The 16,419-nt window shown below is 43.2% G+C and carries 17 protein-coding genes and 1 pseudogene; 10 read left to right on the top strand and 8 right to left on the bottom strand.

Annotation, left to right across the window (positions count from 1 at the left end; all coding sequences use genetic code 11):
• Window positions 1–184: hypothetical protein (locus B5F91_RS15310; protein ID WP_204244682.1), on the top strand; the 184-nt coding region annotated here is incomplete at its 5' end.
• Window positions 185–186: 2 nt separating this feature from the next.
• Here B5F91_RS15310 and B5F91_RS10730 read toward each other — a convergent pair.
• The gene (locus B5F91_RS10730) at window positions 187–669 is read right to left on the bottom strand and encodes a dihydrofolate reductase (RefSeq protein ID WP_087429091.1); all 483 of its coding nucleotides are present in this window, start codon (window positions 667–669) and stop codon (window positions 187–189) included.
• Window positions 670–752: 83 nt separating this feature from the next.
• Window positions 753–1,547: a thymidylate synthase gene (locus tag B5F91_RS10725; protein ID WP_087429090.1), complete on the bottom strand. Its 795-nt coding sequence runs from the start codon at window positions 1,545–1,547 to the stop codon at window positions 753–755.
• A 342-nt stretch (window positions 1,548–1,889) separates the two neighbouring features.
• Here B5F91_RS10725 and B5F91_RS10720 point away from each other — a divergent pair, with 342 nt between their 5' ends.
• Together B5F91_RS10720 and B5F91_RS10715 are read left to right on the top strand one after the other, a co-directional pair.
• Window positions 1,890–3,629: an ATP-binding protein gene (locus tag B5F91_RS10720; RefSeq protein WP_087429089.1), complete on the top strand. Its 1,740-nt coding sequence runs from the start codon at window positions 1,890–1,892 to the stop codon at window positions 3,627–3,629.
• 36 nt (window positions 3,630–3,665) lie between these two features.
• Complete coding sequence (locus B5F91_RS10715) at window positions 3,666–5,084, top strand: rRNA cytosine-C5-methyltransferase (RefSeq protein ID WP_087429088.1); 1,419 nt, start codon at window positions 3,666–3,668, stop codon at window positions 5,082–5,084.
• A gap of 39 nt (window positions 5,085–5,123) precedes the next feature.
• Here the strand turns inward: B5F91_RS10715 and B5F91_RS15400 are convergent.
• Window positions 5,124–5,207 (bottom strand): annotated as a pseudogene (locus B5F91_RS15400) (IS982 family transposase); the annotation flags it as partial.
• Window positions 5,208–5,246: 39 nt separating this feature from the next.
• Between B5F91_RS15400 and B5F91_RS10710 the strand changes: the two are divergent.
• Window positions 5,247–5,660: a hypothetical protein gene (locus B5F91_RS10710; protein ID WP_013617265.1), complete on the top strand. Its 414-nt coding sequence runs from the start codon at window positions 5,247–5,249 to the stop codon at window positions 5,658–5,660.
• Window positions 5,661–5,980: 320 nt separating this feature from the next.
• On the opposite strand, the gene B5F91_RS10705 is transcribed toward B5F91_RS10710, so the two are convergent.
• On the bottom strand, window positions 5,981–8,089 hold the full coding sequence (locus B5F91_RS10705; protein ID WP_087429087.1) for a DNA topoisomerase 3: 2,109 nt from the start codon (window positions 8,087–8,089) through the stop codon (window positions 5,981–5,983).
• Window positions 8,090–8,178: 89 nt separating this feature from the next.
• On the opposite strand from B5F91_RS10705, the gene B5F91_RS10700 reads away from it, so the two are divergent.
• Together B5F91_RS10700 and B5F91_RS10695 are read left to right on the top strand one after the other, a co-directional pair.
• The gene (locus B5F91_RS10700) at window positions 8,179–10,434 is read left to right on the top strand and encodes a cation:proton antiporter (RefSeq protein ID WP_087429086.1); all 2,256 of its coding nucleotides are present in this window, start codon (window positions 8,179–8,181) and stop codon (window positions 10,432–10,434) included.
• A gap of 37 nt (window positions 10,435–10,471) precedes the next feature.
• Entirely contained in the window at window positions 10,472–10,897 is a 426-nt protein-coding gene (locus tag B5F91_RS10695; RefSeq protein WP_087429085.1) for an HIT family protein, read from the top strand.
• Between the two features lie 86 nt (window positions 10,898–10,983).
• Here the strand turns inward: B5F91_RS10695 and B5F91_RS10690 are convergent, their stop codons facing one another.
• The 4 genes from B5F91_RS10690 to B5F91_RS10675 all read right to left on the bottom strand — a co-directional run bounded on the left by B5F91_RS10690 (window position 10,984) and on the right by B5F91_RS10675 (window position 13,311).
• Complete coding sequence (locus B5F91_RS10690; RefSeq protein ID WP_087429084.1) at window positions 10,984–11,403, bottom strand: RNA-binding S4 domain-containing protein; 420 nt, start codon at window positions 11,401–11,403, stop codon at window positions 10,984–10,986.
• Between the two features lie 9 nt (window positions 11,404–11,412).
• Window positions 11,413–11,976, bottom strand: a complete 564-nt coding sequence (gene pth / locus B5F91_RS10685) for an aminoacyl-tRNA hydrolase (protein WP_087429083.1) — start codon at window positions 11,974–11,976, stop codon at window positions 11,413–11,415.
• Between the two features lie 39 nt (window positions 11,977–12,015).
• Window positions 12,016–12,612 (bottom strand): 50S ribosomal protein L25/general stress protein Ctc, encoded by a 597-nt coding sequence (locus tag B5F91_RS10680; RefSeq protein WP_087429082.1) that lies wholly within the window; start codon window positions 12,610–12,612, stop codon window positions 12,016–12,018.
• A gap of 306 nt (window positions 12,613–12,918) precedes the next feature.
• Window positions 12,919–13,311, bottom strand: a complete 393-nt coding sequence (locus B5F91_RS10675) for a PUR family DNA/RNA-binding protein (RefSeq protein WP_087429081.1) — start codon at window positions 13,309–13,311, stop codon at window positions 12,919–12,921.
• 177 nt (window positions 13,312–13,488) lie between these two features.
• Between B5F91_RS10675 and nusB the strand changes: the two genes are divergently transcribed.
• The 4 genes from nusB to coaE are packed head-to-tail and all read left to right on the top strand — an operon-like array spanning window position 13,489 to window position 16,416.
• Window positions 13,489–14,415, top strand: a complete 927-nt coding sequence (gene nusB / locus B5F91_RS10670) for a transcription antitermination factor NusB (protein WP_087429080.1) — start codon at window positions 13,489–13,491, stop codon at window positions 14,413–14,415.
• Window positions 14,416–14,470: 55 nt separating this feature from the next.
• Entirely contained in the window at window positions 14,471–14,782 is a 312-nt protein-coding gene (yajC, locus tag B5F91_RS10665) for a preprotein translocase subunit YajC (RefSeq protein ID WP_087429079.1), read from the top strand.
• 21 nt (window positions 14,783–14,803) lie between these two features.
• Window positions 14,804–15,823, top strand: coding sequence for a YbbR-like domain-containing protein (locus B5F91_RS10660; RefSeq protein WP_087429078.1), 1,020 nt, complete (start codon window positions 14,804–14,806; stop codon window positions 15,821–15,823).
• Window positions 15,817–16,416 (top strand): dephospho-CoA kinase, encoded by a 600-nt coding sequence (coaE, locus tag B5F91_RS10655; RefSeq protein ID WP_087429077.1) that lies wholly within the window; start codon window positions 15,817–15,819, stop codon window positions 16,414–16,416. Before B5F91_RS10660 ends, coaE begins: the two co-directional genes overlap by 7 nt.
• Window positions 16,417–16,419: the final 3 nt, after the last annotated feature.

Below are 16,419 nucleotides of genomic sequence, written 5' to 3'. Positions count from 1 at the left end.
CTTAGCAGCATATGGCTTTTCTTGCAAATTTAGTGGCTTTCATTCCATTAGAAAAGCTGCACCATCGGACTTAACAGATTTTAGTACATTTATCACCACACAGAGTAATTTATTTACAATTTACCATTTGGATGATTACACAGATTTTAAAATTAATTATTTTAATCTGTGTAATCTGTGGTGAGATTAACGCTCGTAATCCACAAAACTATATGCGTATGCGTGCTTTTCATCAAAGGGATGCGTTTCCCGATTCACCTCTTTCCATATTTTCTTGTCTACTTCCGGGAAGAATACATCGGCTTCTTTATCAGCATCTTCTATTTCGGTCAGGCAAAGGCGGTCGGCAATAGATAAGGCTTCGGCATAGAGGCTGGCACCGCCAATGATGTAAACATCCTCTTCTTCTGCACAATGCGCCAAGGCTTCTTCCAACGAGTGAAAACATTCGGTGCCTGGAAAGTCGTGCGCTCCTTTGCTTAATACGATGTTGCGGCGGTTGGGCAAAGCACCTTTGGGAAGTGACTCGAATGTTTTCCGTCCCATAATGATGGTGTGCCCCGTGGTCAATGCCTTAAAGCGTTTCAGGTCATTGGGGAGCCAATATAATAGTTTGTTCTCGAAACCGAGTCCTCGGTTTTTGTTGATAGCGGCAATGATAGTAATCATAATTGATTAATGCTTTTTTCACCACAGATTACACAGATTAAAATAATTAATTTATAAAATCCGTGTAATCTGTGGTGTATATTTTATACTGAAACTTTTCCTGCGATGTGCGGCCACGGATTGTAATCGGTCAATTCGAAGTCTTCGTATTTGAAGTCGAAAATGCTCTTTACATCCGGATTCAATTTCATCTTAGGGAGCGGGCGAGGCTCGCGGGTCAGTTGCAGGTCTACTTGTTCCAAGTGGTTCAGGTAGATGTGTGCATCGCCTAAGGTATGGATAAAGTCGCCCGCTTCCAGTCCTGTCACTTGAGCCATCATTTGGAGCAGGAGGGCATACGAAGCGATGTTGAACGGTACGCCTAAGAAGCAATCGGCACTGCGTTGGTACATTTGCAGGCTGAGCCGTCCGTTTGCTACGTAGAATTGGAAAAACATGTGGCAGGGCGGAAGGTTCATGTTTTTCAGGTCCGCTACGTTCCAGGCGTTGACGATGATGCGTCGGGAGTCGGGATTGTGCTTGATGTCTTCTATGGCTTCCGCTATTTGGTCGATGCATCCTCCTTCATAGTCGGGCCATGAACGCCATTGGTATCCGTAGATATGCCCCAAGTTTCCGTCCGCATCCGCCCATTCGTTCCAGATGCGCACGCCGTTCTCTTGCAGGTAATGTACATTGGTATCTCCGCGCAAGAACCAAAGCAGTTCGTAGATAATGGACTTGAGATGCAGTTTCTTGGTAGTTACCAGTGGAAATCCATCGGCAAGGTTGAAGCGCATTTGGTGTCCGAATACGCTGATAGTTCCCGTTCCCGTGCGGTCGTGTTTCTGCACGCCTTCGGTGCGGATGCGTCTGAGTAGGTCTAAATATTGTTGCATTTTTCTGTGTTTGCTTGATTTTTCAGGCAAAGGTAATCAGATTCGAGCGAATGCGCAAACATTCTTTTGGCAGATAACGGATTTTTCTTTGTTAATTAAGAAATTATTCCTGTCAATTTGTCAGTAATATGCTGTCAAAAATGCATCCGTATGCGTTGGCTGATGAAGCCTGCTTTATCGCGTTTCGCACTTGGCTTCGTAAGCCGATGCATATAGGTTCGTTTTATTAGTAACCGGGTAGGGTTTCTTGGTTTGATTTAGACATTTATGAAGCGTCTTTTGTTTTTCAGAAATAATGTGTATCTTTGTCCTTGTTGATAACCCTAAAAGCATCGTTTGAATATGGCAACTTATAGAGCGCTTCCTTACGGCATATCGGATTTCAGACGTATCCGTCGTGAAAACTATTATTTGGTAGATAAAAGTTCGTTTATCACCAAGCTGGAAGAAACAGCCAGTTTCCTTTTCCTGATTCGTCCCCGCCGTTTCGGCAAGAGCCTGTTCTTGTCTATGTTGCGCTATTATTATGACATTGCAGAGAAGGATAATTTTCAGGAACTGTTTAAAGGGCTTTGGATAGCGGAGCATCCTACGTGGAATCAGGGACGTTTCCAAGTGATGCATATCGACTTTTCCCAAATCGGAGGAACCATTGATGAGTTAACGGAAAACTTTGACGGGTATATGCGGATGAAGTTTACGAACTTCGCCCGTAAGTATGCGGCGTATTATCCGAAGGATTACTTGGACGAATTGAACAAATATTCTTCCGCTAGCGACATCATGAATTACGTGCACGATGCTGCCAAAGACCAGGGGTGTTCGCTCTATCTGATTGTGGACGAATACGATAATTTCACCAATACGGTATTGAACGAGAAAGGCGAGAATATTTATCATGCCATGACTCATGCGAGCGGTTTTTATCGGGATGTGTTCAAGAAGTTCAAGGGTAACTACGACCGTATCCTGATGATGGGTGTCAGTCCGGTTACGTTGGATGACCTGACCAGTGGGTACAATATCGCCACAAGCATTACTATGGATTCCCGTTTCAACCAAATGTTAGGGTTCAGTGAAACGGAAGTGCGGGAGATGATCCGTTATTATCAGGAGGCAGGTGTCTTGCAGGCGGATGAAGAGCAACTGATAACCGAGATGAAGCCTTGGTATGATGGATATTGTTTTTCGGATGAGGTAATCTATACCGATCCGAAAATGTTCAATTGCGACATGGTGACTTATTATTTGAACAGCTTTATCCAAAACGGTCGTGCTCCTAAGGAGATGATAGACCGTAACACGAGCATGGATTATGCCAAGCTGAACAACTTGATTAAATTAGACCAACTGGACGGGGACCGAAAAGGAGTCTTATTAGAAATAGCCGAGAAAGGTTCTATCACAGGCAAAGTCGCCAATTCTTTCCCTGCAGCCCAGCTGACCGACCCGGAAATGTTCAAGAGCCTGTTGTTCTATTACGGGATGCTGACCTTTACCGATGATTACGGTATTGAACAGGAACTGGGCATTCCCAACAACAATGTCCGCAAGCAATATTATGAGTTCTTATTGCGTGAATACCAGAATCTGCACCCCATAGACCTATCCGGCTTAATACGTTGCTATCGGGAAGCTGCTTTAAACGGCAATTGGCATCCGATGATGGATTATATCTTGCAGGCATATCACGATACGACTTCGGTGCGTAGCCTGATAGAAGGTGAACGTAACTTGCAGGGCTTTATGAACGCATATCTTAACCTGAATACATATTATCTGACCGCTCCCGAAGTGGAACTGAACCACGGCTATTGTGATTTCTTCCTGATGCCGGATTTGACCCGCTGGCCAATGGTAAAGCACAGTTATATTCTGGAACTGAAATACTTCTCCATATCCGATACGGAAGAGAAAGCGGAAAAGCAATGGGCGGAAGCCGTGGAGCAAATCAAGCAATACGGGCAAGGCAAGAAAGTGCAGCTTCTGACCTCAGGTACTCAGCTTCACTTGATTGTGGCACAGATTCAGGGATACGAAAAGAAGAGAGTGGAAGAAATCAGTTTGCCTGTAAACTTTTGATTTTGTATCTTTGCGCAACTTTATAGCATACAAAAAATGAATCTTCCTGTTGATTTTATAAAAAGAACCAGTGATTTGCTGGGCGAAGAGCAGTTTGCTGCCTTTTGTGAAGCACTTTCCAAGGAATCTCCGGTCAGTATCCGTGTAAATCGCTTGAAAACGGATGCTGTGCCTGAAGGGGGGCATCGGGTGCCGTGGTGTGATATGGGTTATTATCTATCTTCCCGTCCTGCGTTCACGTTCGACCCTTTGTTTCATGCCGGATGTTATTATGTACAAGAGGCTTCTTCGATGTTTCTCGAACAAGTCTTAAAGCAATATGTACACGAGCCGGTAGTGATGCTCGACCTTTGTGCCGCTCCGGGTGGAAAATCTACGTTGGCACGCTCTGTCTTGCCCGAAGGAAGCCTGTTGGTAGCAAATGAAGTGATGCGCAATCGGGTGCAGGTATTGGCGGAGAATGTCACGAAGTGGGGGCATCCCGATACCGTGGTCTTAAATAACGATCCTGCCGATTTTGCTCAGTTGGGTGATTTATTCGATGTTATCCTGACCGATGTCCCTTGCTCGGGCGAAGGTATGTTCCGCAAGGACCCAGTGGCGGTAGAAGAATGGAGCAAGGAGAATGTCACGCTCTGTTGGCAACGCCAGCGGCGTATCGTGAGTGATATTTGGAGGTGCCTGAAACCTGGTGGACTATTGATATACAGCACTTGTACGTACAATCGGGAAGAAAATGAAGACAATGTGGCATGGATAGCCGAAGAATTAGGGGCGGAAATGCTTCCGGTAGAAGTGCAGCCCGAATGGAGTATAACCGGGAATTTGGCAGGAAAAGATTTCCCTGTATATCGCTTCTTGTCTCATCGCACCGAGGGCGAAGGGTTGTTTATGGCAGTCTTGCGCAAGTCGGGAGAAAGCGAGGAAGATATTCCGGCATTCCGCCAGCGGAAGGAAAAGAAAGCAAAAGGCGGGAAAGGGAAGGATAAAATGCCGGTTTTGCCTAAAGAAGTCAAAGACTGGTTAGTATCTTCCGACCAATATGCATGGATGATGGAGCAGAATCGGATTACTGCATTTTCCGCTATTTATCAGTCTGTCTATGAAAATCTTCGGGAGCGTATGCGCATGGTATGTGCGGGTGTTCAGGTAGCAGAGATAAAGGGGAAAGATTTAATTCCTTCACATGCCTTGGCTATGTCGGTCTGCCGTAATGAGAAAGCTTTCCCTTCGGTAGAGGTAAGCTATGAACAGGCGATTGCCTATTTGCGGAAAGAAGCGTTTGCATTGGAGGCGGATGCTCCCCGTGGCTATATATTAATAAGGTATAAGGGAAAGGCATTGGGCTTTGTCAAGAACATCGGCAATCGTGCCAATAACCTCTATCCGCAAGAGTGGCGCATCCGGAGCGGGTATTTGCCCGAGCAGGTGAGCCTTGTTTTAGGGAATAGTTAATAGTGTGAATTAGGATAAGATAACGTGAATTCGACGAATTCAGAACAATGTAGGCTGTGTGTCAATAGTTCTCGTAACATTGATACACGGCTTTTTTGGAAAACAGCAGTATGCTGCAATCGCACTTTTTTGATTGTAAATCAATAATGTTATTTGAAAAATATGAAAAAAATAAAATCATTCTATTATGAGATTGTAATTTCAAAAATTTATATGATGGAAAAATACAAACAAGAATTTGATGAAAAAAACATATACAACGGAATTTGGGGAACTCTACAAACACTTTTCGTATTTACAGCTTGCATAATTCTTTTTATACTCGTACATATATACAGAACTCCACAATACAAATTAAGTATAGCTTTAGGTACAGTTATCTTATGTCTAATAGTTGTCAACGCGATAATCAAAAAGCTAAAACAAGACAGATATGTTCAAATAATCCATGAGGAATATTTAAAAATGACTAAAGAAGAAAGAAAAAAACATTATAAGCGTGGATTATGGAAAGTAATACCTATATTCTTTTATCCTATTATAATTATTGCGTTCTTAAAGCTAATCACGTTATAATTCATTTCAGAATACCTTCAAAGATATGTAAGAGATTGGATTGTATTATCGATGCAAGCGGTTTTGGGACGGAGAACGTAAAAGGGAGACTGCCTGAAACAGATTCTAATCCTTTCAATCATACATTGGTTCATGGTTTGCTAAGTAAACTTATCGGAGAAAATAAAAGCAACTTTTCGTTACGCTGATTTGCAATCCAACGTAATTGAGTTTGCGGAACCGTAGGTCAATTACGCCGGAGTACAAATCCGGCGTGACGTGGATAGTGAATACTGGCTATCTTACCGTTATTAACTATTCATTATAAACTCTTAACTCTTTCAGAACGGCTTGCGGTACGTACAGCCGTTTTTCCATTCCGAGCAACCGTAGGCGGTCTTTCCTTTTATAATCGTGCCTTTCCCGCATAAAGGGCAGACAGTTCCTATGATGGCATCCCCTTCGGGCAATGCGGTTTGCGGTTCTTTGGCTGGAACAGCTGCTTTCTTTGTCCGCTTGGTTGCCGGAGTTTTTTTCTTCTTTTCCGCTTCTTTGCGTACAGGTTCTTCTTGCACCACTGTGACGCGGCGGTTGGTGTTGTCGCTTAATACACTATTAACGATTTCACCTACCATTTGCTTCAGTTCGTCTAAGAACTGTTTGGCATCGTAGCTGCGGCGTTCTATTTCACGCAGTTTCTTTTCCCAAATGCCGGTCAATTCTGCCGATTTCAGCAGTTCTTCGTGGATCAGTCCGATGAGTTCCACGCCTGTAGGAGTGGCTATCAGGTTCTTGCGTTCCTTGCGGATGTAATGCCGTTTAAATAATGTTTCAATAATAGCTGCACGGGTAGAGGGGCGACCTATGCCGTTTTCTTTTAAAGCATCGCGCAGTTCTTCGTTATCTACTAATTTGCCAGCCGTTTCCATGGCTCTTAATAAAGTAGCTTCGGTATAAGGCTTGGGCGGTTGGGTCCATTTTTCGTTCAGCATGGGAGTGTGCGGTCCGCTTTCTCCTTTGGTGAAGGCGGGCAGTACGCTTTCTTCTTCATTCTCTTTGGTGTCCTCTTTCGGTTCCTTGGCGAAGATGACTCTCCAGCCCGGGTCGATGATTTGCTTGCCGCTCACCTTGAACTCGATGCCGTCGGCTTCGCCTGTGACCGTAGTAGTGGAGAATTTGCAATCGGGATAGAATACGGCGATGAAGCGGCGGGCTATCAGGTCGAATACATTCTTTTCCATGTCGGTCAACCCTTGCGGCTGTACGCCGGTCGGGATAATGGCATGGTGGTCAGTCACTTTCGAGTTATCGAACACCTTTTTCGATTTTATCAGCTTCTGTCCCGCAAGCGGTGCCGTATAGGTGGTATAATCTTTTAAGCCTTCCAGTATCTTCGGGCACTTGGGGTAAATATCATCACTCAAGAACGTGGTGTCTACACGCGGGTAGGTAGCCACTTTCTTTTCGTAGAGCGACTGGATGAGTTTCAGGGTCATGTCGGCGGAATAAGCGAATTTCTTGTTGCATTCCACTTGCAGCGAAGTCAGGTCGAAGAGGCGGGGAGGGGCTTCGGTGCCTTTCTTCAAGCTGATATCGGTTACGGTGAAAGGTGCTTGGCTGATGCGTTCTAATAAGGCTTTTCCCGTAGCTTCATCGGTAATGGGAGGAATGCCTCGGTTATCGTCTTGGCTTTTTTTCTTATTACCAGACGCATTGGCTTGTGCGGCTTCTTCGGCAAGTTCTTCATCGCTTTTGCGTACAATGGCACTGAAGGTGGTGTCGCGGTAGACGGTCTTCAGTTCCCAATATTGTTTGGGTACGAAATGTTTGATTTCCTGCTGGCGGTTGACGATGAGGGCGAGGGTAGGGGTTTGTACCCGTCCGATGGAAAGCACCTGACGGTTTTGTCCATATTTTAATGTATAGAGACGGGTAGCGTTCATACCCAAAAGCCAGTCGCCTATGGCACGGCTTAGTCCGGCTTCATAAAGCGATTGGAATTGTGATTGGTCTTGCAGCTTGGCGAACCCTTCGCGGATGGCTTCTTCGGTCAGTGAGGAAATCCACAGACGCTTTACAGGACAATGCGCACCTGCTTTCTGCATCACCCAGCGTTGGATAAGTTCCCCTTCTTGTCCGGCATCACCGCAGTTGATGATTTCATCGGCAGCCTGCATCAGGCGTTCGATGGTTTGGAATTGTTTCTGTATGCCGGAATCTTCTATCAGTTTGATGCCGAAGCGTGGCGGTATCATCGGTAGGCTGGAAAGCGACCATGCTTTCCATGCGGGAGTATATTCGTGCGGCTCTTTCAGGGTGCAAAGATGCCCGAATGTCCAAGTCACTTGGTATCCGTTTCCTTCGATATATCCGTCTTTTTTTTGTTTTGCCCCGAGTACGTCGGCTATGTCGCGCGCCACGCTGGGCTTTTCGGCTATGCAAACTATCATATTTTCTGTTTTATTTTGCTGCAAAGGTAGCAATGTTTTTTGTTTTTTGTTACTTTTGCGGGACGATACTAAAAAACAAGTAAACGGATATGTCTCAATTAGCTCCTCTTATCAGCGACTTGGCACTGATTTTGATTTGTGCCGGCGTAATGACTCTTATATTTAAGAAGTTGAAACAACCTTTGGTGTTGGGATACATTGTGGCTGGTTTCCTTTGTAGCCCTCATTTCGCTTTTACTCCCTCGGTGGTCGATGAAGCGAATATCGATTTGTGGTCGGAGATTGGCGTTATCTTCCTGTTGTTCGCCTTAGGATTGGAATTCAGTATTAAGAAATTGTTGAAAGTGGGAAGTTCGGCAATCATTTCGGCTTGCACCATTATTTTATTCATGATTATCATCGGTGTGTCAGTAGGCTGGATGTTCGGTTGGAAACAAATGGACTGCATTTACTTAGGAGGAATGATTGCCATGTCTTCCACGACCATTGTGTATAAGGCTTTCGATGATATGGGCTTGCGCCAACAGCATTTTGCCGGTGTGGTATTGGGGATATTGATTATCGAAGACATTTTGGCGATTGTGCTGATGGTGATGCTTTCCACGATGGCTGTCAGTACGCATTTTGAGGGCAGTGAACTGATACTCAGTATCGTCCGGTTGGTTTTCTTCTTGATATTATGGCTGGTAGTAGGGCTTTACCTGATACCGATATTGTTAAAACGGGTACGTAAGCTGATGAGTGACGAAACGTTGTTGATTGTGTCGCTTGCTTTTTGTTTCGGTATGGTTTATCTGGCGGCTGCGGTAGGCTTCTCGCCTGCATTTGGCGCATTTATCATGGGGTCTATTTTGTCTGAAACGGTCGAGTCGGAACATATCGAACATTTGGTGGCTCCGGTAAAGGATTTGTTTGGGGCTATCTTCTTCGTGTCGGTGGGTATGATGGTCGACCCGCACATGATAGTGGAATACCGTTATCCTATCTTGGCAATTGTTGGGGCTGTCTTGTTGGGGCAGACCGTCTTTGGCACTTTGGGTGTCCTCTTGTCGGGACAACCGTTGAAAACAGCTATGCAATGTGGGTTCAGCTTGACTCAGATAGGTGAGTTTGCTTTTATCATTGCTGCTATGGGAGTCAGCTTGAAGGTGACGAGCGATTTCCTTTATCCGATTGTGGTGGCGGTATCGGTTATCACCACGTTCCTTACTCCTTATATGATTCGGCTTGCCGTCCCTGCCTATAATGTGATAGACCGTCATCTGCCCGGTCGTTGGCGCTTGCTGCTGGAGCGTTATTCGGCTGGCTCGTCTACGGTAAACCATAAGACCAACTGGCAGAAGCTGTTATTGGCAGTGGCTCGTGTGGTATTGATTTATTCGGTGCTTTCTATTGCCGTATTGATTATCAGTCTGCATTTTATGCGCCCTTATCTTCTTGATGTGTTGGGTATGACATGGGGAAAGATTGTGACTGCTGTCATTACTATTTTGGCAATAGCACCTTTCCTCCGTGCATTGATTATGAAGAAAAATCATTCGGTAGAGTTCCGGACATTGTGGAACGACAACCGATTCAATCATGCTCCGCTTATTTCTTTGGTCATTTTCCGTGTATTGATAGGGGTAGGTTTTGTGGTCTTTATAATCGAACGCTTGTTTCAAGGTTCGGTCGCTTTAATAGTGGGTATATCTATTTTAGTGGTTTGTGGCATGATATTCTCTCGTTTCTTAAAAAAGCAATCCATTGTGTTGGAGCGTACCTTCGAACTGAATTTGCGTTCGAAAGAGATGCGGCAGGAATATTTAGGCGGCAAACGTCCTTCTTATGCTGGGAAATTGCTCGATCGTGACATACATTTAAGTGATTTTACGGTTTCTCCTGATTCAGAATGGGTAGGTCATACGTTGAAAGAACTGGATTTAGGCAAGAAGTATGGCGTGCATGTAACTTCGATTATCCGGGGTACACATCGGGTGAATATCCCCGACGGGACATCCCGTATTTTTCCGAATGATACGCTTCAGATTATCGGTACAGACGAACAGTTGAGTGCCTTTTCCGCAATGGCAGAGAAGGCGGTACTTCCGCCTGACGGAGAGGATTTGGAGAAACGGGAAATGAAACTAAGCCAGTTTATTGTGGATAAGAAGTCGCCTTTTGTCGGGCGTAATATTATTGAAAGCGGCTTCCGTTCGAATTATCATTGCCTGGTGGTAGGCATTGAGTCGGCAGGTGAAGACGCGTTACGTGCCCCTGATGTTCATGCGCCTTTGCGCGAAAATGATGTCGTATGGGTAGTAGGTGAAGCGGCTAATTTGAAAAAATTGTTTGCAACAGAATGAAATTCCATGTTTAACACATAAATAAAAAGTAAGAATTATGAAAAGTGATCCGAAAGATTGTCTCTATTGCCAAAATAATGAGACATTGCACAATCTGATGATTGAAATAGCCCAATTGAATGTATCGCGTGTATTCTTGTTTAAGGAACAGACGTATCGGGGGCGTTGTCTGGTGGCTTATAAAGATCACGTAAACGACTTGAACGAATTGAGTGATGAAGACCGTAATGCTTTTATGGCAGATGTGGTGCGGGTAACTCGTGCGATGCAGAAAGCGTTCAATCCTGAAAAGATTAACTATGGTGCTTATAGCGACAAGTTGTCGCATTTGCATTTCCATTTGGCTCCGAAATATGTAGACGGACCTGATTACGGAGGTACTTTCCAAATGAATCCGGGCAAGGTCTATTTGTCGGATGCCGAATATCAGGAACTGATTGATGCGGTAAAGGCGAATTTGTAATTTGCAGAAAATAGAACACAGAGACACAGAGAAAATATATAATTTGTATAATAAATACTCTGTGCCTCCGTGTCTCTGTGTTCTATTTATTCTTCCTCATCATCGAAATCGAAGTCGAAATCATCCATGTATTCGGGAGTAAAGAATTCGTCGAGGTCACGCCGGTCTTTCTTAGTCGGGCGTCCTGTTCCTTTGGCACGGTTTACGAATCCGCTGATTTTACTCATTTCCAGCAATTCATATTGGTCGGGTGTCGTAACGTTTTCCATGACATCCGGAACTAATTTGGCTCCCACTCGTTTTTCTATCGCTTGCAATACTTTGAAAGAATAGGTAACAGGCGGTTTTCTCACCTGAATTACATCGCCGGGTTTTACCATGCGCGAAGGTTTGGCTTGTGCTCCGTTGATGTGTATTCTTCCTTTTTTACATGCTTCGGCGGCAATGGTGCGGGTTTTGAAGATGCGTGCAGCCCACATCCATTTGTCTATTCTTGCTTCAGGCATAAATTGGGTTTACTTATTATTAAATTGATTCATGGTAATGTTTAGTCCGGCGAGGCAGAAGCTCTTGATGATTTCTCCTGCTGTTTCTATCCGTTCGGGCAATACTTTCCGTTCTTCCTCATCGAAGTGTCCCAAAACGTAGTCTATCTGTCCGCCTTTGGGGAAATTGTTGCCGATGCCGAACTTCAGTCTTGCATAATTCTGTGTGCCTAATGTGGCGGCTATATGCTTCAATCCGTTGTGTCCGGCATCACTTCCTTTGCCTTTCAGGCGAAGGCTTCCCAAGGGAAGTGCCAAATCATCTACTACAATGAGCACGTTTTCCAATGGAATCTTTTCTTGTTGCATCCAATAACGCACTGCATTGCCGCTGAGGTTCATATAGGTAGAAGGCTTCAGCAAAATAAGTTGTCTTCCTTTGATGGATAAGGATGCCGTGGCGCCGTATCGTCCGTCCTTGAAAACAATATTGGACGCTTTAGCTAAAGCGTCCAATACCATAAATCCTATATTGTGCCGGGTTTCGTGATATTCATCACCGATATTTCCCAAGCCTACAATCAAGTATTTCATTGAAAGCGGATTTGTTTAGTTTGTGTTAATTGCTGTATATTATTTTGCAGCGGCAGCTTGTGCACCACGAGCGGCACGAGTCAATTTAACTGCGCAAACTACAGCTTCTTTTGCATTCAGCAATTCTACATTGTCGTAATGCAATTCTCCGACTTTGATAGTCTTACCCAAACCTAAGTTAGTAACGTTGACAATCAAACGTTCGGGGATGTCGTTATACAACGCTTTTACTTTCAATTTGCGAATTTGCAGAACCAATTTACCACCGGCTCTAACACCTTCAGCCAAGCCTTCCAATTGAACGGGCACTTCCATGATAATCGGATATTCTTCGTTGATTTGCAAGAAGTCAACGTGCAGGATAGCATCGGTTACAGGGTGGAATTGGATGTCTTTCATGATGGCATTTACAACTTGTCCATCAATGTTCAAGTTTACTACATAGATATGCGGAGTATAAACCAAATTACGCAGACCTTCAACAGAAACAGTAAAGTGTGTAGCGATTTGGTTTCCGTTTTCGTCTTTCTTCATTCCGTATAATACGCACGGAACTTGATTGCTTTTACGCAAAGCATGAGTAGCTTTCTTTCCAGTCTCTGTTCTTAAAGAACCTGTAATGTCAATTGATTTCATTGTTTTGAATTGTTTTTTGTGTTACTCTAAATTAAGTTATTTTGCTTAATTCGCCATCACACGGTGCATCATTTGCACAATGATGAAATTGAAAAAGCGGTGCAAAGGTAGTGAAAATGTTTGATATGGCAAACATCTGTCGTGTAAAATTTCTTATCATTATGTCCGGTTAGAGGTTCAGAAACCGATGTGCAGGCGGGTATGTTTTATATTCCAGCCCATGGAACGTATATTCCACGGGCTGGAATGTATATTCCGCGAGCCGGAACGTATATTCCATGGGCTGGAATGTAGAATATGGCTTGATTAGAAATCAATATCAATCTTAATATCGTCCGTTTTCAACGGTTCGTGTAAGATTTCGTTTGTGGTGAGGCTTTCGTTTGTTGCCATGTGGCTTTCTCCTGCGATGGGACCTTGTTCACATTCGATGTATTGGATTGTTTCGTGGAGACCTGCCATGAATTTTTCAAAGTCTTCTTTATAAAGGAAGATTTTATGTTTCTCGAAACTGATTTGCGATGCATCCCCTTCTCCTGTTGTTACTTTTTTGCTTTCTGTAATTGCCAGAAACATTTCCCCTTTACGGTTTCTTTTCACGTCTAAATAATAGATTCTTTTTCCAGCTTTGATAGCTTTCGTGAAAACGATTTCTTTATCTCCCTCGGTAGTCGTCATTTTCTTTTTTAACTCTTCCATAGTGTATAATATCTAAAATCGTCCTCAAAATTGCTGATTTTTCTGGAAAGAGCCAAGAAACTATGTCTTAAAATATCTATAAACATAAAATTTCAGCAAAAAAGCGTTGTTTATTTGCATGATATGTATGAAAATCGTAATTTTGCAACTCAATTACATGATATAGTTATAGATAGTATGATTAACAGAGTTCTTATTCGTTTGAAGGTAGTTCAAATCATTTATGCCTATTATCAGAATGGAGGCAAAAATTTGGATACTGCAGAAAAGGAGTTGTTCTTCAGTTTATCCAAGGCGTATGATTTATACAACTATCTTTTGCTTCTTATGGTAGAAGTGACAAGGTATGCCAGCAGGCGGCTGGACGCGGCGAAACACAAATTAGCCCCTACAGAAGAGGATTTGAATCCGAACACCAAATTTGTAGACAATCAGTTTATCGCTCAATTGGAAGTAAACAAGCAATTGAATGATTTTGCCAACAACCAAAAGAAAACTTGGGAGAACGAACCTGAGTTCATCAAAGGTTTGTGCGAACAGATTATGCAGAGCGATATATATAAGGAGTATATGGCAAGCGAAACTTCATCGTATGAAGAAGACCGCGAAGTCTGGAGAAAACTGTATAAGAAAATCATTTTCAATAATCAGGCGTTGGATGAGGTATTGGAAGACCAAAGTCTGTATTGGAACGACGATAAGGAGATTGTAGATACGTTCGTGTTGAAGACTATCAAGCGCTTCGATCCGAAAAACGGGGAGAATCAGGAACTGCTTCCGGAATTTAAGGATGAGGAAGATCAGGATTTTGCACGCCGTTTGTTCCGCCGTTCTATCTTGAATGCAGATTATTACCGTCACCTGATTAGTGAGAATTCAAGAAACTGGGATTTGAAGCGTGTAGCGGTGATGGATGTCATCATCATGCAAATCGCTTTGGCTGAAATCTTGAGTTTCCCCAATATTCCGGTGAACGTATCGTTGAATGAATATGTAGAAATTGCCAAGCTGTACAGCACTCCCAAGAGCGGCGGTTTTATCAACGGTACATTGGACGGAATAGTTAATCAATTAAAAAAGGAAAACAAGCTGACAAAGAATTAAGAGAAAAGTGGTATATTTGTTCAGCTAATTATTAATTCACAAAGAAACGATTATTATGAACTTATTAACTGTAGTTATGGCAGCGCAAGGAGCAGGTGATTACTCCTTCTTAATTATGATGGTAGCGATTTTCGCTATTATGTATTTCTTTATGATTCGTCCGCAGAACAAGAAGCAGAAGGAAATCCAGAACTTCCGTAAGAATCTGGAAGTAGGTCAGTCTGTGATTACTGCCGGAGGTATTTATGGGAAAATCAAGGAAATAGAAGACAATACGGTTGTCGTGGAAATTGCTCCCAGCGTAAAGATTAAGGTAGATAAAAATTCTATTTATGCTGACGCGCAAGCTCAAGCAAATAAGCAATAAATAATAGAAGGAAAGTAGCTGATGTTCGATGTAAAGAACATAGAGCAATATTACAGACTCGGAATACAGAAGATCAGAAAGTTCTTGCTTAGTAATAAATGTAAGGAGTGTCTGGTCTTCTTGTTTTTTGTGTTAGTTTCTTTTGCCTTTTGGATGTTGCAGACTTTGGATGACGTGTATCAGACTGAATTTAAGGTTCCGTTGCGGCTGAAGAATGTGCCTAAGGAAGCGGTGCTTACTTCAGAATTGCCCAATGAAGTGCGTGTACGAGTAGAAGACCGTGGTACTGTATTGCTTAATTATATGCTAGGCAGGACATTTTTCCCTGTTTCGTTTGATTTCAATGATTATAGGGATAAGGGGACACACGTGCATATATCATCAGCGGAATTGTTGAAGAAAGTTGCTGCACAACTGAATGTCTCTACTCATCTGATATCGGTACGTCCAGATACGCTCGATTTCATTTATACGATGGGGAAAGCAAAAAAGGTTCCTGTCCGTTTGAACGGAGAGGTTCGTGCGGGGCTTCAGTATTATGTTTCACATATCGGTTTTGTTCCGGATTCAGTAATTGCTTATGCCCCTCAGGAAGTATTGGATACCTTGACGGCAGCCTATACAGAGCGGGTGGATTTGGAGAATGTGGCGGATACTTTGCACAAACGGGTATCGCTCCAGAAATTGAAAGGAGTGAAATTTGTTCCTGCTTATAACGATTTGTCGGTATATGTAGACATGTATTCGGAAAAGACGGTGGAAGTGCCGATTGTAGGCATCAATTTCCCGGCAAATAAAGTATTACGTACTTTCCCCTCCAAAGTGCAGGTGACTTTTCAAGTTGGATTAATGCATTTTAAGGAAATTTCTTCGGAAGATTTCTTTATTGGCGTAACCTACGAAGATATACTGAAGGCAAATGGTGATAAGTTGCTGTTGACATTGAAGTCTGTACCTGATTACGTGAGCCATGCTCGTATCATTCCGGCTTCTGTTGATTATTTGATAGAACAAACGGAAGGGGAGGGAAACGGATGGTAAAAATAGGAATAACAGGCGGAATTGGAAGCGGAAAATCGTATGTCTCCCGGCTGCTGATGGAGCGAAGTGTACCTGTTTATGATACTGATTCAGAAGCCAAACGGCTGATGTTGGAAAATGCGGAAATTCGTAAAGGCTTGATAAAATTATTAGGAAATGATGTTTATCAAGAGAATGGAGAATTGAATAAGCCTTTGGTTGCGGGGTATTTGTTTGCAGACAAGCAAAATGCTGAACGGATAAATTCGGTTGTACATCCGCAGGTAAAGGCAGATTTCAACCGTTGGGCAATGAAACAAGACAAACGTTGGGTTGCATTGGAAAGTGCGATTCTGTTTGAATCTGGTTTTGAAGATGTTGTCGATTTTGTAGTGGCAGTATATGCACCTGTAGAGATAAGGCTGAAACGGGTGCAGGAGCGTGATGGAGTGACAGAGTCACAAGTATGTAAGCGTATGGCTGCCCAATTGGATGATGAGACGAAATGTAATCGTTCGGATTTTGTGATTATAAATGACGGAAGCAAATCGTTGGAAGTACAAGTCGACAATTTGTTGCAAACTTTGGAGATGATAGAAAAAGGAAATGGCTAAAGT

Source organism: Bacteroides sp. An322, from assembly GCF_002161765.1.
In the GTDB taxonomy this organism is placed as follows: domain Bacteria; phylum Bacteroidota; class Bacteroidia; order Bacteroidales; family Bacteroidaceae; genus Phocaeicola; species Phocaeicola merdavium.
This window is presented reverse-complemented; position numbering and strand designations above follow the sequence as displayed.